20 protein-coding genes are annotated in these 20936 nt (G+C 70.2%); 4 read left to right on the top strand and 16 right to left on the bottom strand.

The genetic code is table 11. The features are described from left to right. Positions 1–244: 244 nt before the first annotated feature. Positions 245–733, top strand: a complete 489-nt coding sequence (locus tag ABZS40_RS24145; protein WP_007458348.1) for a transcriptional regulator — start codon at positions 245–247, stop codon at positions 731–733. A 91-nt stretch (positions 734–824) separates the two neighbouring features. Here the strand turns inward: ABZS40_RS24145 and nusB are convergent, their stop codons facing one another. From nusB to ABZS40_RS24120, 5 genes are all read right to left on the bottom strand, one after another. Beyond that, entirely contained in the window at positions 825–1235 is a 411-nt protein-coding gene (gene nusB / locus ABZS40_RS24140) for a transcription antitermination factor NusB (protein ID WP_184188983.1), read from the bottom strand. 23 nt (positions 1236–1258) lie between these two features. Beyond that, positions 1259–1816, bottom strand: a complete 558-nt coding sequence (gene efp, locus ABZS40_RS24135) for an elongation factor P (protein WP_007458344.1) — start codon at positions 1814–1816, stop codon at positions 1259–1261. A gap of 98 nt (positions 1817–1914) precedes the next feature. Next, positions 1915–2340 (bottom strand): type II 3-dehydroquinate dehydratase, encoded by a 426-nt coding sequence (gene aroQ / locus ABZS40_RS24130; protein ID WP_354945675.1) that lies wholly within the window; start codon positions 2338–2340, stop codon positions 1915–1917. After that, a complete protein-coding gene (gene aroB / locus ABZS40_RS24125) occupies positions 2337–3416 on the bottom strand; it encodes a 3-dehydroquinate synthase (RefSeq protein WP_354945674.1) in 1080 nt (359 codons plus the stop codon). Before aroB ends, aroQ begins: the two co-directional genes overlap by 4 nt. 10 nt (positions 3417–3426) lie before the next feature. After that, positions 3427–4425: a YafY family protein gene (locus ABZS40_RS24120; RefSeq protein WP_354945673.1), complete on the bottom strand. Its 999-nt coding sequence runs from the start codon at positions 4423–4425 to the stop codon at positions 3427–3429. Positions 4426–4504: 79 nt separating this feature from the next. Between ABZS40_RS24120 and ABZS40_RS24115 the strand changes: the two genes are divergently transcribed. Beyond that, positions 4505–5233 (top strand): alpha/beta hydrolase, encoded by a 729-nt coding sequence (locus ABZS40_RS24115; RefSeq protein WP_354945672.1) that lies wholly within the window; start codon positions 4505–4507, stop codon positions 5231–5233. 118 nt (positions 5234–5351) lie between these two features. On the opposite strand, the gene ABZS40_RS24110 is transcribed toward ABZS40_RS24115, so the two are convergent. Both ABZS40_RS24110 and aroC read right to left on the bottom strand, forming a co-directional pair. Continuing rightward, positions 5352–5855 carry a shikimate kinase gene (locus ABZS40_RS24110; protein ID WP_354945671.1) on the bottom strand — a complete coding sequence of 168 codons (504 nt, stop codon included), beginning with the start codon at positions 5853–5855 and terminating at the stop codon, positions 5352–5354. Next, a complete protein-coding gene (gene aroC / locus ABZS40_RS24105; RefSeq protein ID WP_354945670.1) occupies positions 5855–7033 on the bottom strand; it encodes a chorismate synthase in 1179 nt (392 codons plus the stop codon). The genes ABZS40_RS24110 and aroC overlap by 1 nt, the downstream gene beginning before the upstream one ends. Positions 7034–7566: 533 nt before the next feature. Here aroC and ABZS40_RS24100 point away from each other — a divergent pair. Together ABZS40_RS24100 and ABZS40_RS24095 are read left to right on the top strand one after the other, a co-directional pair. After that, on the top strand, positions 7567–10827 hold the full coding sequence (locus tag ABZS40_RS24100; RefSeq protein WP_354945669.1) for an RHS repeat-associated core domain-containing protein: 3261 nt from the start codon (positions 7567–7569) through the stop codon (positions 10825–10827). Positions 10828–10893: 66 nt separating this feature from the next. Beyond that, positions 10894–11049: a hypothetical protein gene (locus ABZS40_RS24095; protein ID WP_354945667.1), complete on the top strand. Its 156-nt coding sequence runs from the start codon at positions 10894–10896 to the stop codon at positions 11047–11049. A gap of 128 nt (positions 11050–11177) precedes the next feature. Here the strand turns inward: ABZS40_RS24095 and ABZS40_RS24090 are convergent, their stop codons facing one another. The 9 genes from ABZS40_RS24090 to ABZS40_RS24050 all read right to left on the bottom strand — a co-directional run bounded on the left by ABZS40_RS24090 (position 11178) and on the right by ABZS40_RS24050 (position 20926). Then, positions 11178–11831 carry a class I SAM-dependent methyltransferase gene (locus tag ABZS40_RS24090; protein WP_354945666.1) on the bottom strand — a complete coding sequence of 218 codons (654 nt, stop codon included), beginning with the start codon at positions 11829–11831 and terminating at the stop codon, positions 11178–11180. A 63-nt stretch (positions 11832–11894) separates the two neighbouring features. After that, positions 11895–12815 (bottom strand): glycosyltransferase, encoded by a 921-nt coding sequence (locus ABZS40_RS24085; RefSeq protein ID WP_354945665.1) that lies wholly within the window; start codon positions 12813–12815, stop codon positions 11895–11897. Continuing rightward, entirely contained in the window at positions 12812–13381 is a 570-nt protein-coding gene (locus ABZS40_RS24080; RefSeq protein ID WP_354945741.1) for a glycosyltransferase, read from the bottom strand. Before ABZS40_RS24080 ends, ABZS40_RS24085 begins: the two co-directional genes overlap by 4 nt. 122 nt (positions 13382–13503) lie before the next feature. Next, a complete protein-coding gene (locus ABZS40_RS24075) occupies positions 13504–13983 on the bottom strand; it encodes a UDP-N-acetylglucosamine--LPS N-acetylglucosamine transferase (protein ID WP_354945664.1) in 480 nt (159 codons plus the stop codon). A 219-nt stretch (positions 13984–14202) separates the two neighbouring features. Then, on the bottom strand, positions 14203–15462 hold the full coding sequence (locus ABZS40_RS24070; RefSeq protein ID WP_354945663.1) for a hypothetical protein: 1260 nt from the start codon (positions 15460–15462) through the stop codon (positions 14203–14205). Then, positions 15459–16361 (bottom strand): sulfotransferase domain-containing protein, encoded by a 903-nt coding sequence (locus ABZS40_RS24065; protein WP_354945661.1) that lies wholly within the window; start codon positions 16359–16361, stop codon positions 15459–15461. Before ABZS40_RS24065 ends, ABZS40_RS24070 begins: the two co-directional genes overlap by 4 nt. Before the next feature lie 7 nt (positions 16362–16368). Then, complete coding sequence (locus tag ABZS40_RS24060; RefSeq protein ID WP_354945660.1) at positions 16369–17967, bottom strand: polysaccharide biosynthesis C-terminal domain-containing protein; 1599 nt, start codon at positions 17965–17967, stop codon at positions 16369–16371. Further along, entirely contained in the window at positions 17964–19295 is a 1332-nt protein-coding gene (locus ABZS40_RS24055) for an O-antigen ligase family protein (protein ID WP_354945740.1), read from the bottom strand. The genes ABZS40_RS24060 and ABZS40_RS24055 overlap by 4 nt, the downstream gene beginning before the upstream one ends. 20 nt (positions 19296–19315) lie before the next feature. Then, complete coding sequence (locus ABZS40_RS24050) at positions 19316–20926, bottom strand: lipopolysaccharide biosynthesis protein (RefSeq protein ID WP_354945659.1); 1611 nt, start codon at positions 20924–20926, stop codon at positions 19316–19318. Positions 20927–20936 lie beyond the last annotated feature (10 nt).

Genomic DNA, 20936 nt, shown 5'->3' with positions numbered 1-20936 from the left:
GTCGGGCACCTCCGGCCGGACCGCTCAGCAGACCTGGGCCGGGGCTTCCGCCACGTTACCAGTGGTCACCGGGGTGATGGACGGCGGCTGCTGACCACCGGGTCAGGCGTCGGAAAAGGGGAAAACTCCCCGGACGCTCCGCAACGGTAGGGGCACGACCACTTGACCACGTGTCGCATTCCCCGTACCGTCACGCTCCGTAGCGATCGACGGGAGAACCCCGAGCAGCACTGGGAGTGTCCGAATGCCCTCTGAATACGCCAAGTCTCTGGGCGCCCGCCTGCGCTCCATCCGCCAGCAGCAGGGTCTCTCCCTGCAGGGTGTGGAGGAGAAGTCGAACGGGCGGTGGAAGGCCGTGGTGGTCGGCTCGTACGAGCGTGGCGACCGGGCCGTGACGGTGTCCCGTCTGGCCGAGTTGGCCGAGTTCTACCGCGTACCCGTCTCGGAGTTGCTGCCTGACGGCAGTGGCGTCCGCCACGAGCCCACCAGCAAGATTGTCCTGGACCTGGAGCGGCTCTACGACGAGGCCTCCGAGGACCTGGCCTACGTCGCCCGCTACGCCCGCGCCATCCAGCAGCAGCGCGGCGACTACAACGGCCGGGTGCTCTCCATCCGCGCCGACGACCTGCGGGCGCTCGCGATCGTCTACGACGCCTCACCGTCGGGTCTGATCGAGCGGCTCACCGAGCACGGCGTGCTGGTGGCCGACCCTCGGGCGTTCTTCGCCTCCTGATCTGCCGCTCCACCTGATCTGCCGCTCCACCGAAAGGGCCCGTGCCGACTGGCACGGGCCCTTTTCGGATTGCGGTGTCCGGTGCGGACGCTCAGCGGGTGGCGTACTCGGCGATCCGCCCGAGCACCCCGTTGAGGAAGCGCGGCGAATCGTCTGTCGACATCTGCCGGGCCAACTCCACCGCCTCGCTGATCGCCACCGCGTCGTCGATCTCATCGACGTAGAGCAACTCGTAGACGGCGATCCGGGCCAGATTACGGTCGACGACCGGCATCCGCTCCAGCGTCCAACCCTCGGCGTAACTGGCGATCAGCTCGTCGATCCGGTTGAGGTGCTCGGCAACCCCCTCGACGAGGCCCACCGCGTAGCCCAGATGCTCCGGTCGGGGCTGCTCGATCCGCTGTACGTAGCCGGCGAGCACCTCCACCGGAGGCTTGTCCCGCAGGTCGGCCTCGTAGAGGACATCCAGCGCCCGCTTGCGTGCCTTGCGGCGCGCCGGCATCTGCTGCTTGGAACCCTCAGCCATCAGGCGCGGCCGAGGTAACGGCCGTCGCGGGTGTCGACCTTGATCTTCTCGCCGGTGGTGATGAACAGCGGAACCGGCACTGTGGCGCCGGTCTCCACGGTCGCCGGCTTGGTGCCGCCGGTCGAACGGTCGCCCTGCAGGCCCGGCTCGGTGTAGGTGACCTCCAGCACGACGCTGGTGGGCAGCTCGATGTAGAGCGGCACACCCTCGTGCTGGGCGACGGTCGCCTCCGCCTCGGGCAACAGGTAGTTGGCTGCCTCACCGACGGTGCCACCGGGCACGGTGATCTGGTCGAAGGTCTCCAGATCCATGAAGACGAAGTCCTCGCCGTCGGCGTACAGGTACTGCATCGTGCGCTTGTCAACGGTCGCGGTTTCGACCTTGGTGCCCGCGTTGAAGGTCTTGTCGACCACCTTCCCGGACAGCACGTTCTTCAGCGTGGTGCGCACGAAGGCACCACCCTTACCGGGCTTGACGTGCTGGAACTCGACGACGGCCCAGAGCTCGCCGTCCAGGTTGAGTACCAGGCCGTTTTTGAGGTCGTTGGTGGAGGCCATTTCCTGCCTTGATCATCAATTGGCGGACAGACCTGGCAAGTCTACAAGCTGCGTCGAATCGGACGGCCCCCCGTTCGGAGCGCCCAGTCGACGGGCTCTCAGCGGGTGGCCAGATGCTGCAGAGCGAGACGATAGCCGTCGATGCCGAGACCGCAGATCACCCCGGTCGCCACCGCCGAGACCACCGAGTGGTGCCGGAACTCCTCACGGGTGTGGATGTTGGAGATGTGCACCTCCACCAGCGGCCCCCGCAGCATGGCGCAGGCGTCCCGCACCGCGTACGAGTAGTGCGACCAGGCGGCCGGGTTGAGCACCACCGCGGCGCCCTCGTCGGCCGCCGTGTGCAGCCAGCCGAGCAGCTCGTGCTCCGCGTCGGTCTGCCGGACCGTCACCGCCAGCCCCAACTCCCGGCCGGTGCTCTCGCAGAGCGCCACCAGATCCGCGTAGGTGGTCGCGCCGTACACGTCGGGCTCGCGGGTGCCCAGCCGGCCCAGGTTCGGCCCGTTCAACACGTAGACCTTCACGGGCTCGCCACCTCGCGGTAGGCGGCCTCCAGCAACCCGTCGTCCGGGCCCTCCAACATCGCCGGACGGGCCAGCCCGTCGAGCACCACGAAGCGCAGCCGACTACCCCGGGTCTTCTTGTCCACCCGCATCGCGGCCAACAGTTGCGGCCAGGCGTCGGCCGGGTAGCTCACCGGCAGTCCCAGCGCGTTCAACGTGACCCGGTGCCGGTCGGCGGTCGGCGCGTCCAGCCGCCCGGCGAGCCGGGCCAGCGTGGCCGCGTACACCAGGCCGACGGCGACGGCGTGGCCGTGCCGCCAGCGGTAACCCTCGTTCTGCTCGATGGCGTGGGCCAGGGTGTGGCCGTAGTTGAGCACCTCCCGCAGACCCGACTCGCGCAGGTCGCCGGCGACCACGTCGGCCTTGACCCGGATGGCCCGCTCGATCAGCTCGCGGCTCACCGTCCCCCGGGGGTCGGTGGCGGCCTCCGGATCATTCTCGATGAGGTCCAGGATTGTCGGGTCGGCGATGAACCCGCACTTGACGACCTCGGCCAACCCGGCCGCCAGGTCGACAGCGGGCAGGCTGTCCAGAGTGGCCAGGTCGGCCAACACCCCGACCGGCGGGTGGAACGCGCCCACCAGGTTCTTGCCGGCAGCCGTGTTGATGCCCGTCTTGCCGCCCACCGCGGCGTCGACCATGCCCAGCAGCGAGGTAGCCACCGGCACCCAGCGCACCCCCCGCAACCAGCAGGCCGCGACGAAGCCGGCCAGGTCGGTCACCGCGCCGCCGCCCACCCCGACCACCGCGTCGGTACGGGTGAAGCCGGCCGCTCCGAGCCGGTCCCAACAGGTGGCGGCCACCTCGATGTGCTTGCCCGACTCGGCGTCGGGCACCTCGATCGGCAGCGGCTCAAAACCCGCGGCGCGCAGGCGCTCGCCGAGCGCGTCCGCGAGGGCCTTGAGCGGAGGCGCGTGCAGCACCGCCACCCGGGTCGCGCCGGGCAGCAGGCCAGGCAGCGCACCCAGCAGGTCACGTCCCACCAAGACGTCGTACGGCCGCTCGCCGCCGACCGGAATCCGGGTCACCTCGTCCATCGCCGGCAGCCTAGTCCAGCGGGCGGCGCGGCGAGGGCGGCTGTCCACCTGCTGGCCGAGCGGCCCAGTCCGCCAACCGGCGGGCGTGCTCGGCCACCGCGGCGCGCAGCGCGTCCGGGTGCCGCACCGTGAACGGACAGCCCAGCCCGGCGAGCAGCGCCGCCATTCCGGGCAGGCTCTCCGCTCGGGCCCGCAGCAGCACCCCGTCGGTGGTGGCGGTCAACTCGGCCACGCTGGGCGGGATCCGGCGGCGGGCGGCGACCAGGTCGGTCTCCAGCACGACCTCCACCTCGTGCGTGTACGGCACGCCGGCCAGCGACCGGGTCACCCAGGCCACCGCCTCGAAGCCGTCCGGCACGGTGAACGTCGCCACGCCGGGCGTCACCGCGCCGATCCGGTCCAGTCGGAAGGTACGGATCTCCCCGCGCCGGTGGTCGTGGCCGGTGACATACCAACGGCCGGCGTGGAAGACCAGCCCGTACGGATCGAGCTCGCGGTGCGACTGCTCGCCCCGCCACGAGCGGTAGTCCAGCGCCACCCGCTGCCGGTGCCGGGTCGCCGAGGCCAGCGCGAGCAGGGTGCCCGACGCCGGTCCGCGCTCCGGCTCCGCGCGACGCAGGGTGAAGCCCAGGTGCTCCTGGACGGCGGCGAGCCGGTCGGCGAGCGCCGCCGGCAGCACCCGGCGGATCTTCGCCAGCGCGGTGGCGGTGGCGGGCTGCTCGGTGGCGAGCCCGACCCGTTCGGCGACGACGAGGCCGAGCAGCACTGCCACCGCCTCGTCGTCGGTGAGCATCAGCGGCGGCAGCTTGTACCCGGAGTGCAGCCGAAAGCCGCCGTAGCGGCCCCGGTCGGCGGTGACGGGAATGCCCAGCTCGACCAGCGTGGTCGCGTACCGGCGCACGGTGCGCTCGTCCACGCCGAGCTGGCCGGCGAGGTCGGCGGCCGTCGACCGGTGCCGGGTCTGCAGCAGTTCGAGAAGGGCCAGCACCCGTCCCGCGGGATGTGACACGGGCCACTCCTTCAAACCGGGCGGATCCTGTCCGGAATCGATCGTACGGTCTGTCGGTAACCGAGAGAAGGAGCTACCGATGGCGACATTCGTGCTGGTGCCGGGATTCTGGTTGGGTGCCTGGGCATGGCGGGACGTGACCGTCGCGCTGCGGTCGCAGGGGCACGAGGTCTACCCGATGACGCTGACCGGGGTGGCCGAACGCGACCACCTCGCCGGGCCGGAGGTCAGCCTGGACACGCACACCACCGACATCGTCCGACTGATCGAGGTCGAGGACCTGCGCGACGTACTGCTGGTCGGGCACTCCGGCGCGGGGATGCCGGCCGCCCAGGCGGTGGACCGCATCCCGGACCGGATCGCCCGGATCGTCTATGTGGAGAGTGGGCCGTTGCCGGACGGCACGGCGCAGTTCGACACTCTGCCGCCGGAGGAGCAGCAGCGGCTGCGGGCCGCGATCGGCAGCGGGCACCTGCTGCCGCCGCCGGCCTGGGACCCGGCCGCCGACCCGACCAACCTGGCCGGCCTGGACGAGCCGACGCTCGCGCTGCTGCGTACCCGGGCCACCCCGCAGCCGCTGCGGGCCGCCACCGACCCGGTCCGACGCACCGGAGGGCGCAGGGTGCCGACCGCGCTGGTCGCCAGCACCTTCCCGCTCAGCGTGGTGCGGCAGATGATCCAACAGGAGCATCCGTTCTTCACCGGCCTGGCCGACGGCCCGCTGCATGAGCTGCCCACCGGGCACTGGCCGATGCTCAGCGAGCCGAAGGCTCTGACCGATGTCCTCGACGTGATCGCCCGTAGCTGAGGACCGCCACTGCGCCGATCTTGCGGTTGCGGTTGCCGAGATGCGGGGCATGCCCCCTACGTCGGGACAGTAAGTGCAAGATCGGCGCAAGGGGGTGGCGGGGCAGGGGGGGTGGGCGTCAGCGCGGGAGCAGGGCGGCGATCTCGGCGACGACCTGCGCCGGGGCCCGGCCGTCGGTGACCACCGTCTCGGTGGCGACCTCGGCGTAGAGCGGCCGGCGCTGATCCAGCAGGTGCTTGAGGGTGGCCCGTGGGTTGATCGCCAGCAGCGGCCGGCCGGCGCCGAGCCCGACCCGCCGCACCGCGTCGGGCAGCTCGACCGAGAGGTGCACCACCCGGTGCCCGAACAGGGCCGCCCGGGTCTCCTCGGCCAGCACCGCGCCGCCGCCGAGGGCGAGCACGCCCGTGCCGCCGGCAAGCGCCGCGGCCACTGCGGCCCGTTCCAAGGTACGGAAGTGCGCCTCACCCTCGTCGATGAAGATCTCCGGGATCGGCTTCCCGGCCATCTGCTCGATGTCGGTGTCGGTGTCGCGGAACTCCACGCCGAGGGTGGCCGCGAGCGCCCGCCCGACTGTGGTCTTGCCGCAGCCGGGCGCGCCGACCAGCACGACGACCGGTGCCATCAGCGGATGACCAGCGCGTCGAGGTACCCGGCCAGGTTGCGGCGGATCTCGGCGATCGAGTCTCCGCCGAACTTCTCGGTGGCAGCCTCGGCCAGCACCAGCGCCACCATCGCCTCGGCGACCACCGCGGCGGCGGGCACCGCGCAGACGTCGGAGCGCTGATTGATCGCGGTGGCCGGCTCGCCGGTGGTGACGTCCACGGTGGCCAGCGCCCGGTTCAGCGAGGAGATCGGCTTCATCGCGGCGCGGACCCGCAGCGGCTCGCCGGTGGTGATGCCACCCTCCAGCCCGCCGGCCCGGTCGGTGACCCTGCGGACGCCGGTGGCCGACGGGATGATCTCGTCGTGCGCCTCCGAGCCGCGGGACCGGGCCTGCTGCCAGCCGTCGCCGATCTCCACGCCCTTGATCGCCTGAATGGACATCAGCGCGGTGGCCAGCCGGGCGTCGAGCTTGCGGTCCCACTGCACGTGGCTGCCCAACCCCGGTGGCACCCCGTACGCCAGCACCTCGACCACACCGCCGAGGGTGTCGGCGGCCTTCTTCGCGGCATCGACCTCGGCGACCATCAGGGCGCTGGCCTCCGGGTCGAGGCAGCGCAGCGGGTCGGCGTCGATCCGGGCCGTGTCGGACGGGGTGGGACGCAGCCCGGGCTTCGCCGCCACCGGGCCCAGCTCGACGACGTGCGAGACGATCTCGATGCCGAGCGCCTGACGGATCAGCGCCTTGGCGACAGTGCCGACGGCCACCCGGGCTGCGGTCTCCCGTGCGCTGGCGCGTTCCAGGATCGGCCGGGCGTCGGTGTGGCCGTACTTCTGCATGCCGGCCAGGTCCGCGTGGCCCGGGCGGGGCCGGGTCAGCGGGGCGTTGCGGGCCTGCCGAGCCAGCTCGTCGGGGTCGACCGGGTCGGCGGCCATCACTGTCTGCCACTTCGGCCACTCGGAGTTGCCGACCCGGATCGCCACCGGACTGCCCAGGGTCACGCCGTGCCGCAGGCCGCCGATCACCTCGACCTCGTCCCGCTCGAACGCCATCCGGGCGCCCCGGCCGTAGCCCAGCCGTCGACGGGCCAACTCGTCGGCGATCTCGGTGGTGGTCACCTCGATGCCGGCCGGCACCCCCTCCATCATCGCGACGAGGGCGGGACCATGCGATTCACCTGCAGTCAGCCAGCGCAACACAGCGGTCAGTGTGTCACGGCCGGTGGCCGGCCCACCGCACCGCCCGCCGCGTCCCGCCCTGCGGACACGGACGTCCGCGCGCCGGCCGCTGAGGCGGACGTTGTGGCGGACGTTGTGGCGGACGTTGTGGCGGACGTTGTGGCGGACGTTGTGGCGGACGTTGTGGCGGACTTCAACCAGGAGTCAGATCTGCCCCTGCATCGCGTCCGCGCCCGCCCTAGCGCCGCGTCCCGTCCCGTTCCGCCAGATGCGAAATCCATTTGAGCAAATTCGATCTGCTCTTGTTTCCATCGAGCCAGGCCCATAAGTTGTTCAACAGCAAGTAACGACGTCCGCACGGGGAGTTTGGTCGTCCTGCGCCGCTTGCCGCCCATGAGGGCGTTCACCATCGGCTTCCACCACTTCTGATCGCACCGCCATGCCGCCAGGCCAACCGATCTGGCGGCAAATCGTCCTGCGCAAATTCCGTAAGCCCGTCTCGGCTCATTGTTCGGCGGGAATCAGCCCGTCGGATGACGATATAGGGAGAATATGTGAGATCCACCGCGGTACGTATGGGGGTGGCGTTGGCGGTTACCGCCACGTCAGTGCTGGTAGCAGTGCCGGCGCGAGCGGTGCCGGTCGCCGCCACGGCGGTTGGGGCAGCAGCCAAACCGGTGGTGTCGCCACGCTCCGGCTCGGACGTGTGGCTGTTCGACGCGGGGGCGGCTCCGGCCGCCGCGCAGCAGGCCGTCGCCGCGGCGGCGGCGCCATCAGTGCCGAAGGGCACCGGTCCGGTCCGCAGCGGCAGCTTCCTGGACTTCTCGCTGACCGACCGCCTACAGGGTGGAGTCAACGTCGGCTCCGGCAACCTGGTGCTGACCAGCACGGAGCTGAATCTGCCAGGGATCGCCGAGAACGTCACACTGGGCGCGTCGTTCAACAGCCTCCTGCTCGGCAGCGGCATTGCCAACGGCGCCCACGGCCCGGGTTGGCGGACCCGGTCCGGCATCGACGTCCGACTGTTCCCCGCCGACGACGGCACGGTGACGTACGCGGCGGCCGACGGCGTGGTTGGCAAGTTCACCGCCTCCGGCTCCGGCTACACCTCGCCGAGCGAGTTCAAGGCCAAGCTGGCCCAGAACGGCACCGGATGGATCCTCACCGAGAACGACAGCGGCAAGGAGTTGTTCTTCACCTCCGACGGTCTGCTGGACAAGACCGAGGACCGCAACGGCAACGTCATCGACTTCGCGTACAGCAGCGGCAAGATGACTACCGTGACGTCCAACCGGGGCGTCGGATCGGTGCGCTCGGCCGCGGTCACCTACACCGGCGACCGGATCACCCGATACCGGCACACCGGCAGCGACGGCAATTGGCGTGACGTGTCCTACGAGTACGACTCCGCCAACCGGTTGAAGACCATCCAAAGTGCCACCTGGCGCAAGGTGTCGTTCGAGTACAACACGGCGGGTGATCTGACGAAGATCCTGATGGAGGACAACACCTTCGCCACCATCACCTACGACGGACAGCACCGGGTCACGTCGTTCACGCAGGTGACGGACAACGCCACCATGCAGGGCGCGACCACCCGACTGGCGTACACCAGTTCGACGTTGACCGACGTCGCCGATCCCCGCCAGGACCTCTCCCAGCCGGTCACCTCGGTGCCGCACACGACGTACACGGTGAACTCCGAGAAGCGGATCACCAAGGTCACCGACCCGGGGGGCAACAGCCGCAGTCTGACCTACACGCCGTTCAGCGACGTCGCCACCAGCGTGTCGGCCGAGGGTGGCACCATCACGAACACGTACGGGGCCAACAGCGGCCAGTCCCAGACGAAGTCGGAAGCACCGACCGGAGCCAGCGCCTCGGCGGCCTACGCCAACACGCCGACGTCGACCAATCCGACGGCGAACTTCCAGCCTTCGTCGGGTATCAGCCCGCAGGGCAACAGCTCGACATACGTGTACAACGGTGCCGGCAACCAGACATCCAGCAAGGACGCGCTGGCCGCCGAGGCAAAGGTCGACTTCAACAGCGACGGCACGGTCAGGTCGTCCACCGACCCGGGCAACGGCACCAACGCCACCACCTACTCGTACGACACCAACAAGCAGCTCACGACTCTGTCCCCGCCGACCGGCAACAGCCTGTCGGCGAAGACCTTCACCTACGACGCCTTCGGAAGGCTCCGTACCGCCGTCGAGGGCGGCTGCACCAGCACCTACGAGTACAGCCTCGAGGACCGGCCGACGAAGACGAGCTACTCCGGCTGCGCCGCCACGACTGCGGTCACCTACGAGTACGGCGGCTCCGGAAACCTGCTGATCCGCACCGACGCCACCGGCACCACCACCTACGAGTACGACCAGCTCAATCGGCTGCACAAGCGCAACCCGCCGACCGGGCCGCAGCAGGTCTACTGGTACGACACGTCGGGCAATCTGGACAGTCTGATCGACGGCCGGGGCACCACGAAGTACTACTACAACACTCGCAACTGGCTCGTCCGCATGGACACCGCCGGGGGCACCCGTTACAACTTCGCCTACGACAAGGATGGCAACCGCACCTCCACGTGGTTCGCCACGAACGAAACCAACAGCGCCTGGGCGCTGCGAACCACCACCACGTACGACAAGTCCGACCGGCCGCTGCGCATCACCGCCACCCGCAACTCGGCGAGCCCGGCGACCGTCTTCGACGTGACCTACTGCCACGCGAAGTACGTCTCCGGCCAGCCCTGCTCGACCGCCAAGGCCGACGACACCGGCCTGCGCCAGTGGCAGAAGAACGAAATCAGCGGGCAGATCACCCAACTCACGTATGACAAGGGCGACCGGCTCACCAAGGCCGCCAACCACCACGGCAAGACCTACGACTACGCCTATGACACCAACGGCAACCGCACCAGTGCCAAGGTCGACGCCGTCACCACGCAGACTCTGACCTACAACTCGGCCAACCAGGTCACCACGACCGACAACACGTACGACACCCGGGGCAACCAGACGAAGACCAACACCCCGGCGGTCAGCGGCATGGGTTACAACACCGCCAAGCAGATGACAACCGCCACGGCCGGCACCGCCAACACGTATGTCTACGCCGGCACCGACCAGGTCGAGCTGACCCGAGCGGGTGGCATCAACCTCACGTACGGCACCGCCGACCAGCACGGCATGCCGTGGCTCCAGTCGTGGAAGAACGGCAGCAGCGCCGCGGTCTTCGTCGAGCGTGACGGGCTTGGCACCCCGCTCGGCGTGCGTATCGGCACCACCGATCACGCCTACGTCCTGGACGGGCTCGGCTCGGTCGTCGCGCTTGTCAAGGCGGACGGTTCGGTGTCGGCCAGCTACACCTACGACCCGTACGGCATCGGGCTCACCGCGTCGGAGACGGGTCTCGGTCAGACCAACATCCTCCGGTACGCCAGCGGCACGTACGATCCGGCGACGAAGTTCACGAAGTTCGGGAAGCGCTGGTACAACTCGAACCAGGGCCGATTCACCCAACAGGACAGCCTGAGCTTCATCGGTGACCCGCAGAACGGCAACCGCTACGCCTATGCCGGTTGCAATCCAACCAGTTACATCGATCCCACTGGGCAGGGCATCTGCTCGCTGACCATCCAGGCAGCGGTTTACGCACTCGGTGCGGCGGTGTTCGGTGTTCTCGCGGCGACCGGCGGGGGCGTGATCCTCGGCGTGGCGATCTCCGCGTCAACCGCTGGCGGCATCGCAGCCGCGATGGGCGGTGCCGGCGCAGGGGCGGCGTTCCTCGCCGAGATCTTCTGCGATTGATGAGTCGTTGTTGACCAGCAAGAGACACGTCGTGCGGCTCGGAGCGGATCAAGGGAGTATCTGGGCATGACTGTTGTAGGAGCAATCCTCGGTTTGGTCGGCGTCGTGCTGGCGCTCACCGCCCGGCGCGCCTCGGCCGAATCGACCAGGAAAATCCTGTACATGACGGCGAGCGTTGCGTTCGTTGCCATGGCCGTACTGCTCGTCGCAAGCCTGCTCTAGCAACTCCATTCCGGCGGGAATGACGGATACCGTCGACTGGGAAGGGTTCGCTCGAACCGAGCCAACCCTTCCCAGTGTCGGAGTGTAAAATTCTTTGCCGCAGCCGAAGAAAGCCGCAGCCGAATTGCTCAGCGTCGGATAGCGATGATCGATTTCGTTAGACCCAACAGAAGCTCGTTGCGAATAACGGCGTCGGGGAACAAGTATCGAAGTTCGGCGCGGCCGATCAATTCGGTCGTCAGGACCTGCCTCATCGCCGCCTCGTACGACTTACCAGGGTTGTACGCGAGCGGCCACCGGCGCGCCATCACCACCCGTGCCGACACGGGCAGGAACTGCATACCCGGGGCCACCCAGTGTGGCTCGACCGGGAAGTACCGGTACGGCGTCTGCACCCAGTACGCCCGCCCCAGCTCACGGACCGCGTCGGCCATCCGCTGCCGGCGCTCGTGCCCACCGACGTGCTCCAGGACGCTGTTGCTGAAGACGAGGTCGTACTTGCGGCTGAGAATGCTCTTGGGCAGTTCGCAGGCATCGGCGTGGTCGGCCTCGGCCCAGTCGGGCAGTTCCGTGGGCAGCGGCTCCAGGTTGACCACGTGAACGTGTGCCGGCCGGACGGGAACGCGCGCCCAACTGTCCACCCGGCCGCCCAGGTCGAGGACGGTCATGTCGGCCAGGTCCGGGAAGGTGTCCGACAGCCAGGCCGCACGCCGCGCACGCCGTTTCGCGCCGAGCGAGGTCGGCGAGTCGACGAGACGGAACCTGAGTGAGTGAAGTCCCATGAGTGGTTGTCCTTTGATCTGCTGTCGGCTCGTTGAGGGATGCGGTGCGTCGTCCGGGCTCGGTCAGATGCCCCGGCCACGCTTGTGCAGCGTGCGCAGCACCGCGTCGGCCCGGACCACCCGCCCGGCCACCGCGAGTGCGAGGTAGGCGCGCGGCTCCCGGGGGTTGCGCCGCAGCGTCCGCCGGGCCCAACGCAGCGCGCCCCGCCGGTCACCGGAGGCGGCCCGCGCGAACGCGATCTGCCCGGTCACCCGGGCCTCGCCGGCCGGCTGGCTGCCGAACTCCGGGTAGCGCTCCAGCAACCACTGCAACGCCTCGGAGATGGTGTCCCAGCGTTGCGCGAAGTAGGACCGCTTGTGCCACCGCACCAACACCGACGGCGTACGCAGGTTGAGCAGCGGCGCGCTGCGCGCGGCCCGCAGCAGGAACTCGTAGTCCTCGGCGTAGCTGCCCGGGATCTCCTCGTCGACCAGCCCGAACCCGTCGCGCAGCGCAGTGGCACGGATCAGGAAGGTGGACGGGTGAAGCTCGGTCATCCGGTCGCGCAGCAGGTCGTCGAGGGTGATCCGGTCCTTGTCCAGCACCCGGTCAACTGTGGTCCCGTCGTAGCTGACCCGAATGCCGCAGCAGACGAACTCCGCGTCCGGGTCGGCGGCGAGCGCGGCCACCTGCGCGGCCAGTTTGCCGGGCAGCCACTCGTCATCGTCGTCACAGAAGGCGATCAACTCGCCGCCGCTGGCCAGGGTGCCGCTGTTGCGGGCACCGGCCAGGCCCGGTGTACGCGTGTTACGGATGACCCGGACCACGCGCTCCGGGTCCGCCGACTCGGCCAGGGACTCGTCGGGCACCGACTGGTCGTGGACCACCACCACCTCGACCGGCCCGGCGTACTCCTGGCCGAGGATCGCGCGCACCGCGGCCAGCAGGAGTTCCGGGCGGTCCCGGGTGGGCACCACGACGCTGACGCTCGGCTGCCGGGTCACCTGGTCTCCTCCGCACCGCGGCGAAGCCGCACCCACACCCGCCGACGCGGCGGGCGCCGCGCCGATCGGGCCACCAACTCCTCGACGATCGCACCGACCCGGGCCACGGCGGCGACCTGCGCCCGGTGCGCCTGCGGGTCGGCCGCCACCGCGTACCGGGACGGGTCGTTGAGCCCGGCGTCAAGCGCGTCGTACAACTGCTCCCGGGTTTCGCAGAGCGCCACCATGCCGGCCGCGCCGAGCCGGCGGGCGAAGAGCTGCTGGTGGTCGTCCACGTGCTCGCCGCGTTCCGGGTCGCGAGGCACAACGATCGGCAGGTGGCCGTGCCGACGAGCCTCCAGGATGGTCGCCGGGCCGCCGTGACAGACCACCAGGTCGGCGCGAGACATCGCCTCCTGCAGGGCGGCGTGGCCGAGAAACGACACCGCGCCGGGCACTGCGGGCGCCCGGGTGTGTCCGTGTTGCAGGGTCAGTTCCACCGCTCCGGCGGTCTCCGCCGGCCACTGCGTCAGCCAGTCCACGAGCCGGCCGAAGGGATGCTTGTCGGTGCCGACGGCGACCAGCACCCGCAGCTGGTCGGTCGACGCCGCGTCACGTTGCCGGGGCAGGCGACCGTGCTCGGCGTCGGTGGCCGGCTGAGGTTCGGGCGGCAGGGGACGTCGGGTGGTGCCGGTCGTCGCCTCCCCGCTCACAACAGCGTCCCGACGACTGTGGCCTCCGGGTACTGCCGCCGCTGCTCATCCCACTGCACGAGCATCGCGGACAGGAACGGGCGGCACAGTCGGGCGGTCAGCGTCGGGGTGTCGATGCGGTCGTACACCTCGATGTAGATGGTCGGGATCCGCCGTAGCCGGGCAAGCACCACGAACGGCACTGCCACCCCGGCACCGGTGGTGACGACCGCCTCGACGCGCCGCTCGCGCAGCACCCGCCAGGCGAGCACCGCGTTGCGCAACAGGTTCGGCAGGTTGCGGGTGGTCGGGTGGTGTGCCGGCACCAGGTCCTCGCCAGCGAGCAGCGACACCGCCTCCGGTGTGTCGAAGGTGACCCAACAGCGACGCCGGCTCTCGTACCAGGGCCGTAGGGCCAACAGTTGAGCCAGGTGCCCGCCGCTGGATCCGACCAGCAGCAGCACCGACGGTTCTTCGGCCTCGATTTTCGTGTCCACGCGACTCCCCACAAGTCCGCTTGGAATTAAGGTCCACGCCATGCATGAGCAGATCACACGTTTGCCGGCCGCTGAATAGCGCGACTGGTTATCGCCTGCCCACGTGCGAGGTGGTCGGTCTCATCAGTTGCCCAACTCCATCGACGATCGTCACGACCTGCGTCTTTCTCGTTACTCTGCGGCGCCGCCCCCGACGCCACCCTTGGCGATTCCCCTGAATCAGCCGCTATGTCGTTTTTCGATGACGTCCAACAGCGCGGGGTGCAGTGCGGTGTTCCAGCCTGCGCCCGCGTCCGCCAGCCGCCAGGTCCGCAGCCACATCTCCACCAGGTAGCCGTCGGCCACCAACCGGCGCTGCGCCGGGCCCAGGCCGAGCCGGTCACCGTGCCGGTCCAGGTACGCGTCGACGGCACCGGCAGCCACCACAGCCGGATCGCCGCGCAGCACCAGGGCCCGCTGGAACGCGTCGTGCGCCAGGTCGAAGCCGACCGGCACGTCCGGGCCACTGTGCTCCCAGTCCCAGGCGACCAACCGTCCGGCGTGCTCGCCCAGGTTCCACGGCACCCAGTCACCGTGCCAGTGCCCGAACTCCACTGAGGCGGTGCCATGTCGGCGGGTGAGCGCCTCGACCGCGTCCAGGGCCCGGCCACCTGTCACGTCGGCGTCGGCCCGCCGGGCCTGCGCCGTCATCCGCGCCAGAAAAGCCGACCCGGTCAGCTGTCGAGGTGGCGTGCTCGGCCCACCGCGTCGGGCGACCGCGAGCAGCGCCGCGATCCGGGGCGGGTCGTCGACCGGTACTCCGCGTACCGCAGGGGGCAGCGGTTCGATCACCGCGACCACCTGGTCGGCCCAGGTCAGCTCGGCCAGCAGGCCGGGTGGTACCGGATGGTCGGCCGCACCGGCAACGGTCCCCAGCGCCCGCAGCGCGGCCGCCTCCGCGCTGACCAGCGCGCGGGTGGCGTCATTCCAGCCGATCTTGGCGTACCCGCGGGGGCGGCCGTCGGCGCTGAACAGCTGCAGCGTGGGCTTGTGATTGGGGTCCGGCGGGCGGACGCCGAAAGCGGCCAGCAGCGGGGTGCCGCCGAGCACGCTGGCGAGCCGCTCGGTCAGCAGCAGATCGCCCGCAGACACCCCGGCGGGCACCGAGACGGTCAGGGTCGGGAACGGGGCCAGGCCCACCGCGCCGACCCGGGCCAGCCCGCCGACCGCGGCCCGCAACGCCCGCACCTTCGGAGGCCGCAACGCGTTGTACGCCAGCAGCGACGCAGCGGCGGCGCGGGGCGCGCCCAGTGGCACCAGGAACCGGGCCTTGGCCGGCGAGGGTACGACGGCGTAGTGGGCCACCGCGCGATGGCCGACCGGCGGGTCGCCGCCCACGCTCAACGCGACCCGACGGTCGGGGAACACCGCCCGGCTCACCCAGCCAAGGCCGTCCGTCCGTGACCGGGGATCCGCCGTCCTTGCGACCCGCGCGGTCACGCCGCCCGGTCCGCCCAGTCGAGGTCCAGCTCGAGCCGCTGACGCAACGCGTCGTTGTACGGCCGGTAGTAGTCGGTCAGCTCGGCGCGCACTGTCGGCTCCAGGGGTGCCGAGCGGCGATCGTTGTAGACCTTGAAGTTGGGTAGGTCGTACGCCGGTAGACCGAGGAAGTCGAGGGTGCGCCGGTAGCTCGCCCGCGAGTCGCGGTACAGGTCTTCGCTGGGCAGAAAGAGGATCTGGCCGGAGTCAAAGCGCTCCAGCCACGGCTCCAGATGCTCCAGGTAGCGTCCCCGGGCCCGGTACGTGTACCAGTCGTACGGCTCGCTGAACGACTCCGGCTCGGCGATCAGCCGCTCCCGCTCCCCCGCCGTGCGCTCCGGCTCGGCAGCGAGGGCGGCGGCGAAGTCCAGCGGTTCGACGCCGTGGGTGCGGCGTTCCTTCCAGTGCGAGTACGCCCGCTCCACCGGGTCCCGCAGCAGCACGATGAGCTTCACCGTCGGCATCAGCGCGGCAACGCGCTCCGCGGCGAGCGGGTGAAACATGTAGAGCGGGGCGGCCTCACCGACCCGGACCGGCCCGCCGTGGCGCTTGGTCAGGGCCTCGCGCTGCCGCTCGGTCGGAAAGTGCGAGCGATACCACGCCTCGCCGCGACCCCAGTGCTCCTCGAAGTAGTGCGCCGACTTGGTGTTCCAGGCCGGGAAGAGCCGCGGCACCAGCGGATGCTGGACGAGGTAGTTCCACAGCGAGGTGGTGCCGCCCCGCTTGGTGCCGATGATGAGGAAGTCCGGAAGCGCCCGACGGTCGCTGGTCCGCATCCCGTAGTCGACCAGGGAGTCCTTCAACCGATTGGTCACCTGGGCCGGCACGAGCTGCTTCACCCGATCTCGGATGGACGACACAGCGTTCTCACCTGTCCTTCGTCGACGTCGCGGCGTCGGCTGCGGCGACCGGCGCCGCCGCCCGATCGCGACGGAACTGCTTCATGGTCACCCGGATGCGGCGTCGCACCACGGGCACCGTCAACAAGCCGACGCACCCGGTGACCAGCACGATCAGTGCCACCACCAGGCCGGCGATGTCCCGACCGCCGGTGAGCACGCCGGCCAGCGCCGCGATCCCCACCCCGACGACGACCGCCGTCGCCGCCCGTGCCAACGCCGCGTCGACAAGCGGCTCGCCGATCACCACCCGGGCGCAGACGAAGGAGATCAGGTTCTCGGTGGCGATGCCGACCGCCCAGGCCAGGGCGGCACCCGTCACCCCGTGCTGCGGGATCAGCCACAGTCCGAGCGAGACGGTGACCACCAGCCCGGCCACCGTCGCGACCAGGTGTAGGCCACTGCGGCCGCTCATCAGCAGCAAGGTCTGGACGTTACCCACGCCGGTGTTGACGAGCATGGCCAGGGCCAGCACGGTGATCGCGGTGGCTCCCGCGGTGAAACCCGGTCCGAAGAGTTGCAGGAACGCCAGCCCGAACACCGCGAGCAGGAGGTAGACCGGCCACGACAACACCAGCGCCCAGGTGGTCATCTGCCGGTGCACGGCCGCGGCCGCGGCCCGCTCACCACCTCCGAGCAGGCGGGAGATCTGGGGCGACACCGCCACCCGCAAGCCCTGCATGGCCAGTTGCCCGGCCAGGATGTACCGGCCGACCGCACCGAACACACCGGCGTCGGCCTGCCCGGCGAGCACCGAGGTCAGCAGCACGCCCACCCACACCGCGCTGGCATCGATAGCCGCGGACGCGGAGCGGGGCAACGCGAAACGCCAGAACGTCGACCAGTCGGCTCGTTCGGGGCGCAGAGCCGCACCTCGGCCGACGCCCAGTGGACCAGTCACCAACACGAGGCAGGCCAGGATGGCGATCGCCGCCGGAATGACCCAGCCGACCATGCCGACCAGCACTCCCCCGCTGGCGACGGCCGCCGCGCCGACCAGTGCCGGCCGGGCAACCGGCACCAGGACTGACTGCACACCGACGTACGCCCGGATCGGACGGACGCAGCGCAGGACGGCCAGCAGGAGTGTCATCGCCACCACCAGCGGCACCGCGACGAAGCTGGCTGTGAGGAGGGCCGTGTCGGTGCCGCCGCGCCCGTCCAGGAGGCGGGGGGCGAGCGCGTCGGCGGCGAACACCCCGCTGACGGCGACGGCGGCGGCGGCCACCAGCGGGGGCAGGAACGCCACCGGGAGCAGTCGTGCCGCGTCGCCTCCCCGGCCGACCCGCCGACGGGGCAGTGTCCAGATGAGCCCCGTCTCCGCGCCCAGGGTGCAGATGGCCGCGGTCACCGTGACGACTCCGATCGCCGCGAAAAAAGCGCCCGAGCCGACGGTGCCGTAGCTGCGGGTGATCACCACAGCGAGCACGAAACCGAAGAACCCGTTCGTCGCGGCCCCGGCAAGCCCCGCGAGACCGGTGCGGGCGCTGCGCCGCGTCTCGGTCGTACCGGCACTCGGGGAGGCAGTGGCGCCAGGACCGGCGGCCGGGCGAGTCTCGGCGGTCAACCCGTCACCACCGTCGGACTTCGGACCGGACGCTCCGGGCTGGCCCTCCTGGCACCCGCCTCACGCTCGGTGAGCGCCATCGCGACGGCGACCCCGTAGTACGCGATCGTGATGGTGGGGTCGGCCATGCCGTAGAACGGGATCTGCACCATGCAGATGATGGGGATCACCGCCAGCCACTGCCCCGGCGCTGAGCGAGCCCGGGCGGTCTTCACCGCGGCGACCACGAACCAGGCGAGGAAGCAGAGCAGCGCTGGTACGCCGTGGCTGAACAGCACCGTCCAGAGCTGCCCCTGGGTGCCGACCGGCACTTCGGCGGTGACCGTGTCCACGGTGACCGGCGCGCCGTACCCGAGCCACGGGGAGTCCCACATGCGACGAATGACCTCGGCGTAGAGGGAGAACCGGTCGGTGTTCGTGTCGCTCGCCTCGACCCGACTGTTGATCATGTCAGCGACAGGGATCAGCAGGGTCGTCAACCCGCCAATGATGATCACTCCGATGACGGACGCGCCGACCCTGACGTTTCCGCGAAGCGCGGCTCGCACCCCGAGCACGGCCAGGCCCGCCCCGAGGCTCGCGAACATCACGCGGTTCAGGGTGAGGAAGGCCGGCACCAGGGACAGCGGCAGCGACACCATCAGGGCCCAGCGAAGGATCCCGCGACGGCACAACATCGTGTACGCCACGACGCAGGGCAACGTCATCGCGTACGCGCCACCGTAGTTGTTCGTGTACGGGAACGGTGCCGTGGGCCGGTAGATCGGGCTGAGCGACAACTTGCTCCACTCGGCGGCGCTCACGTGAACCAGATCCTGTATGTACGGGTGGTGGGCGACACCGCCGGGCAGCAGGATCTCCATCAGCGTGGTCAGCTCGAATCGAGGTGCCAGCACGCCCAGCCAGCCCAACACCACCAGACCGAACCAGAACATGCACAGTGGCACGAGCGCCCCGGGCACGTCGCCCCGCTCGCGCGCGTAGACATACACGTACACGCCGACCACGAGGGCGGTGACGTAGTAACCCAGCCGCAGACCGAAGGGCAACAGTGAGACCGGCGTGGGTAGTTGGGTGGCGCTGAGCAGCACCAGGGTCAGGAACAACAACCAGATGCCGGTTGCCGGTGGCAGCGGCACCCGCCCCCGGACGATCAGCAACGCCAGCAGCACCGCGCCGAACAGTGGCCAGATCAGGTAGAACGCGCCGGCCAGCCACCACAGGGGGACCAGGCCAAACATGATCAACAGCGGCCAGCGGGGCAGCCGGGGTGGCGGCGGCGCAAAGGCGCTCGGCGACCCGTACCGGTCCGGCTCGCTGCTGGCCAGGGCAACAGCGACGGACACCGTCAGCCCCGCCCGCTGCGGGTGAGCACGAACCCGAGCGGGGTCACGCCGGCCGCGAGCAGCCGTTCCACAAGCCGACGCAGGTCGACCTGGCGCGTTCTGTCCTGTTCCACCACGACGACAGCGCTGCCCTGACGGGCTGCCGCGACGCCGCGCTCGTCCGCCTCTGAGGGTGGCGCGTTGAAGAGCACGACACCCGTGGCGGTGCGCTGGCGCCACGTGCCGAAACGCACGCCACCGGCGCCCACAGTCACCCTCTCCGCGCTGCTTGCGACCATGCTCATGTCGCTCGAAGCCGCGCTCGGGCTCGCCCTCGGCAGGGTCATTGTGGCGTCCGGATCTCCGGAGGAGTAGGTGCCGACCGGGTACGGAGACGGACGACGGGTGGGGATCGGTTCGGTGGCGTCCTTGCCGCTCACCGGATCCGCGGTGCGGGGCTTCGGCACGACGGGGCGTGCCGGATTAGCAGTAGCGGGCAGTTGATCGCGGTCCGCCAGCACAGAAGCGCGCAGCCGCTCGAGCCGACCACTGTCGTCGGCTACGTAGACGTCTCGACCTGTCGCGGCGAGCGCGACCGCCAGACCCGCGGTGATGGCGGTCTGGTCCTCGCGGGTGGTCAGCAGCGCCACCCTGGCCGGTTCGCGAACCCGCTCGGCGATGGCCATGGCGGCGTATCGGATGTCGGCGTCCACCGCCTTACCCCGGCCGCGAAACCTTCGGCCGCGCACTGTGCCGAGCAGCGGCAGGCCCGTGACGTCACGTCCGTCGTGCACCGAGCGGACGCGGCGGTCCGCCGACTCCCAGGCGTACGCCAGCACCACCCCCAGCAGCGCTCCACCGAGGAGCCCGGCCAGCACGTAGAGCAGCACGTGGCCGCTGCTGGACACCAGGACGTTCTCCGCGCTCTGCGTGATCCAGCCAGGGTTGACATCGACCGCCGCGATCTCGGTGCGGGACGACTTCAACTGGGTCAGCTGATTGTTGGTGCCGCCCAGTTCGGCGATGGCTGCGTCCAACGAGCCGTCCTTCGCGCTGGCGATCCGCCGTTGCAACGCGTCCCGCTGCTTCTCCACGTCCACGATGCTCTCGTCGTAGCGCTTGAGCATCTCGGACCGCTGCTTTTCGTACATCGTCCGGCGCACGTCGAGGTAGGTCTGCGCGGCAAGATTGGCATTGCGGACCGCGTCATCGGTGGAGTGGTCGGTGTAGGAGAAACGGAGGATCTGCCCGCCGGTCGGGACCTCCACCTCCAGGGCGTCGCGCACATCGCGCTGATCCCCGCCCTCTGCCACCAGTCGTTGCACGACTTCTGTCCCCGTGGCGATGCCGCTCTCCACGTTCATGTTCACTGCCCGGTCAGCGGCGGCACCGCTCGGGGTGAACGCATCGGTCACGACCGGGCGCACCGCCACCACGGCACTCGCGGTGACCGCGCCCGGAAGGATGAGGACATAACCGAGGGCGGCGAGGAAGCCGAACGCGGCGACCGCCCCTACCAGCCGGATCCGGTGCAGCGGGACGCGGAGCAGGTCCGTCAGGGTCACCGTACGGGCCGGCGTGCCCCCACCACCGAATGCGTCGGCGGGCCAGGAACCGGGAGGTGCATCAGCCATGAAACTTCAC

Source organism: Micromonospora sp. NPDC005324, assembly GCF_040607155.1.
Classification (GTDB): Bacteria; Actinomycetota; Actinomycetes; order Mycobacteriales; family Micromonosporaceae; genus Micromonospora; species Micromonospora trifolii.
Note: the sequence above shows the minus strand (reverse complement) of the source record. Positions and strands in the feature narration are given on the sequence as shown.

Excerpts from the sequence above, each read along its gene's own strand:
- ABZS40_RS24145 (WP_007458348.1), top strand. The coding sequence starts at position 245 with ATGCCCTCTGAATACGCCAAGTCTCTGGGCGCCCGCCTGCGCTCCATC.
- nusB (WP_184188983.1), bottom strand. The coding sequence starts at position 1,235 with ATGCCGGCGCGCCGCAAGGCACGCAAGCGGGCGCTGGATGTCCTCTAC.
- efp (WP_007458344.1), bottom strand. The coding sequence starts at position 1,816 with ATGGCCTCCACCAACGACCTCAAAAACGGCCTGGTACTCAACCTGGAC.
- aroB (WP_354945674.1), bottom strand. The coding sequence starts at position 3,416 with ATGGACGAGGTGACCCGGATTCCGGTCGGCGGCGAGCGGCCGTACGAC.
- ABZS40_RS24115 (WP_354945672.1), top strand. The coding sequence starts at position 4,505 with ATGGCGACATTCGTGCTGGTGCCGGGATTCTGGTTGGGTGCCTGGGCA.
- ABZS40_RS24110 (WP_354945671.1), bottom strand. The coding sequence starts at position 5,855 with ATGGCACCGGTCGTCGTGCTGGTCGGCGCGCCCGGCTGCGGCAAGACC.
- ABZS40_RS24095 (WP_354945667.1), top strand. The coding sequence starts at position 10,894 with ATGACTGTTGTAGGAGCAATCCTCGGTTTGGTCGGCGTCGTGCTGGCG.
- ABZS40_RS24090 (WP_354945666.1), bottom strand. The coding sequence starts at position 11,831 with ATGGGACTTCACTCACTCAGGTTCCGTCTCGTCGACTCGCCGACCTCG.
- ABZS40_RS24050 (WP_354945659.1), bottom strand. The coding sequence starts at position 20,926 with ATGGCTGATGCACCTCCCGGTTCCTGGCCCGCCGACGCATTCGGTGGT.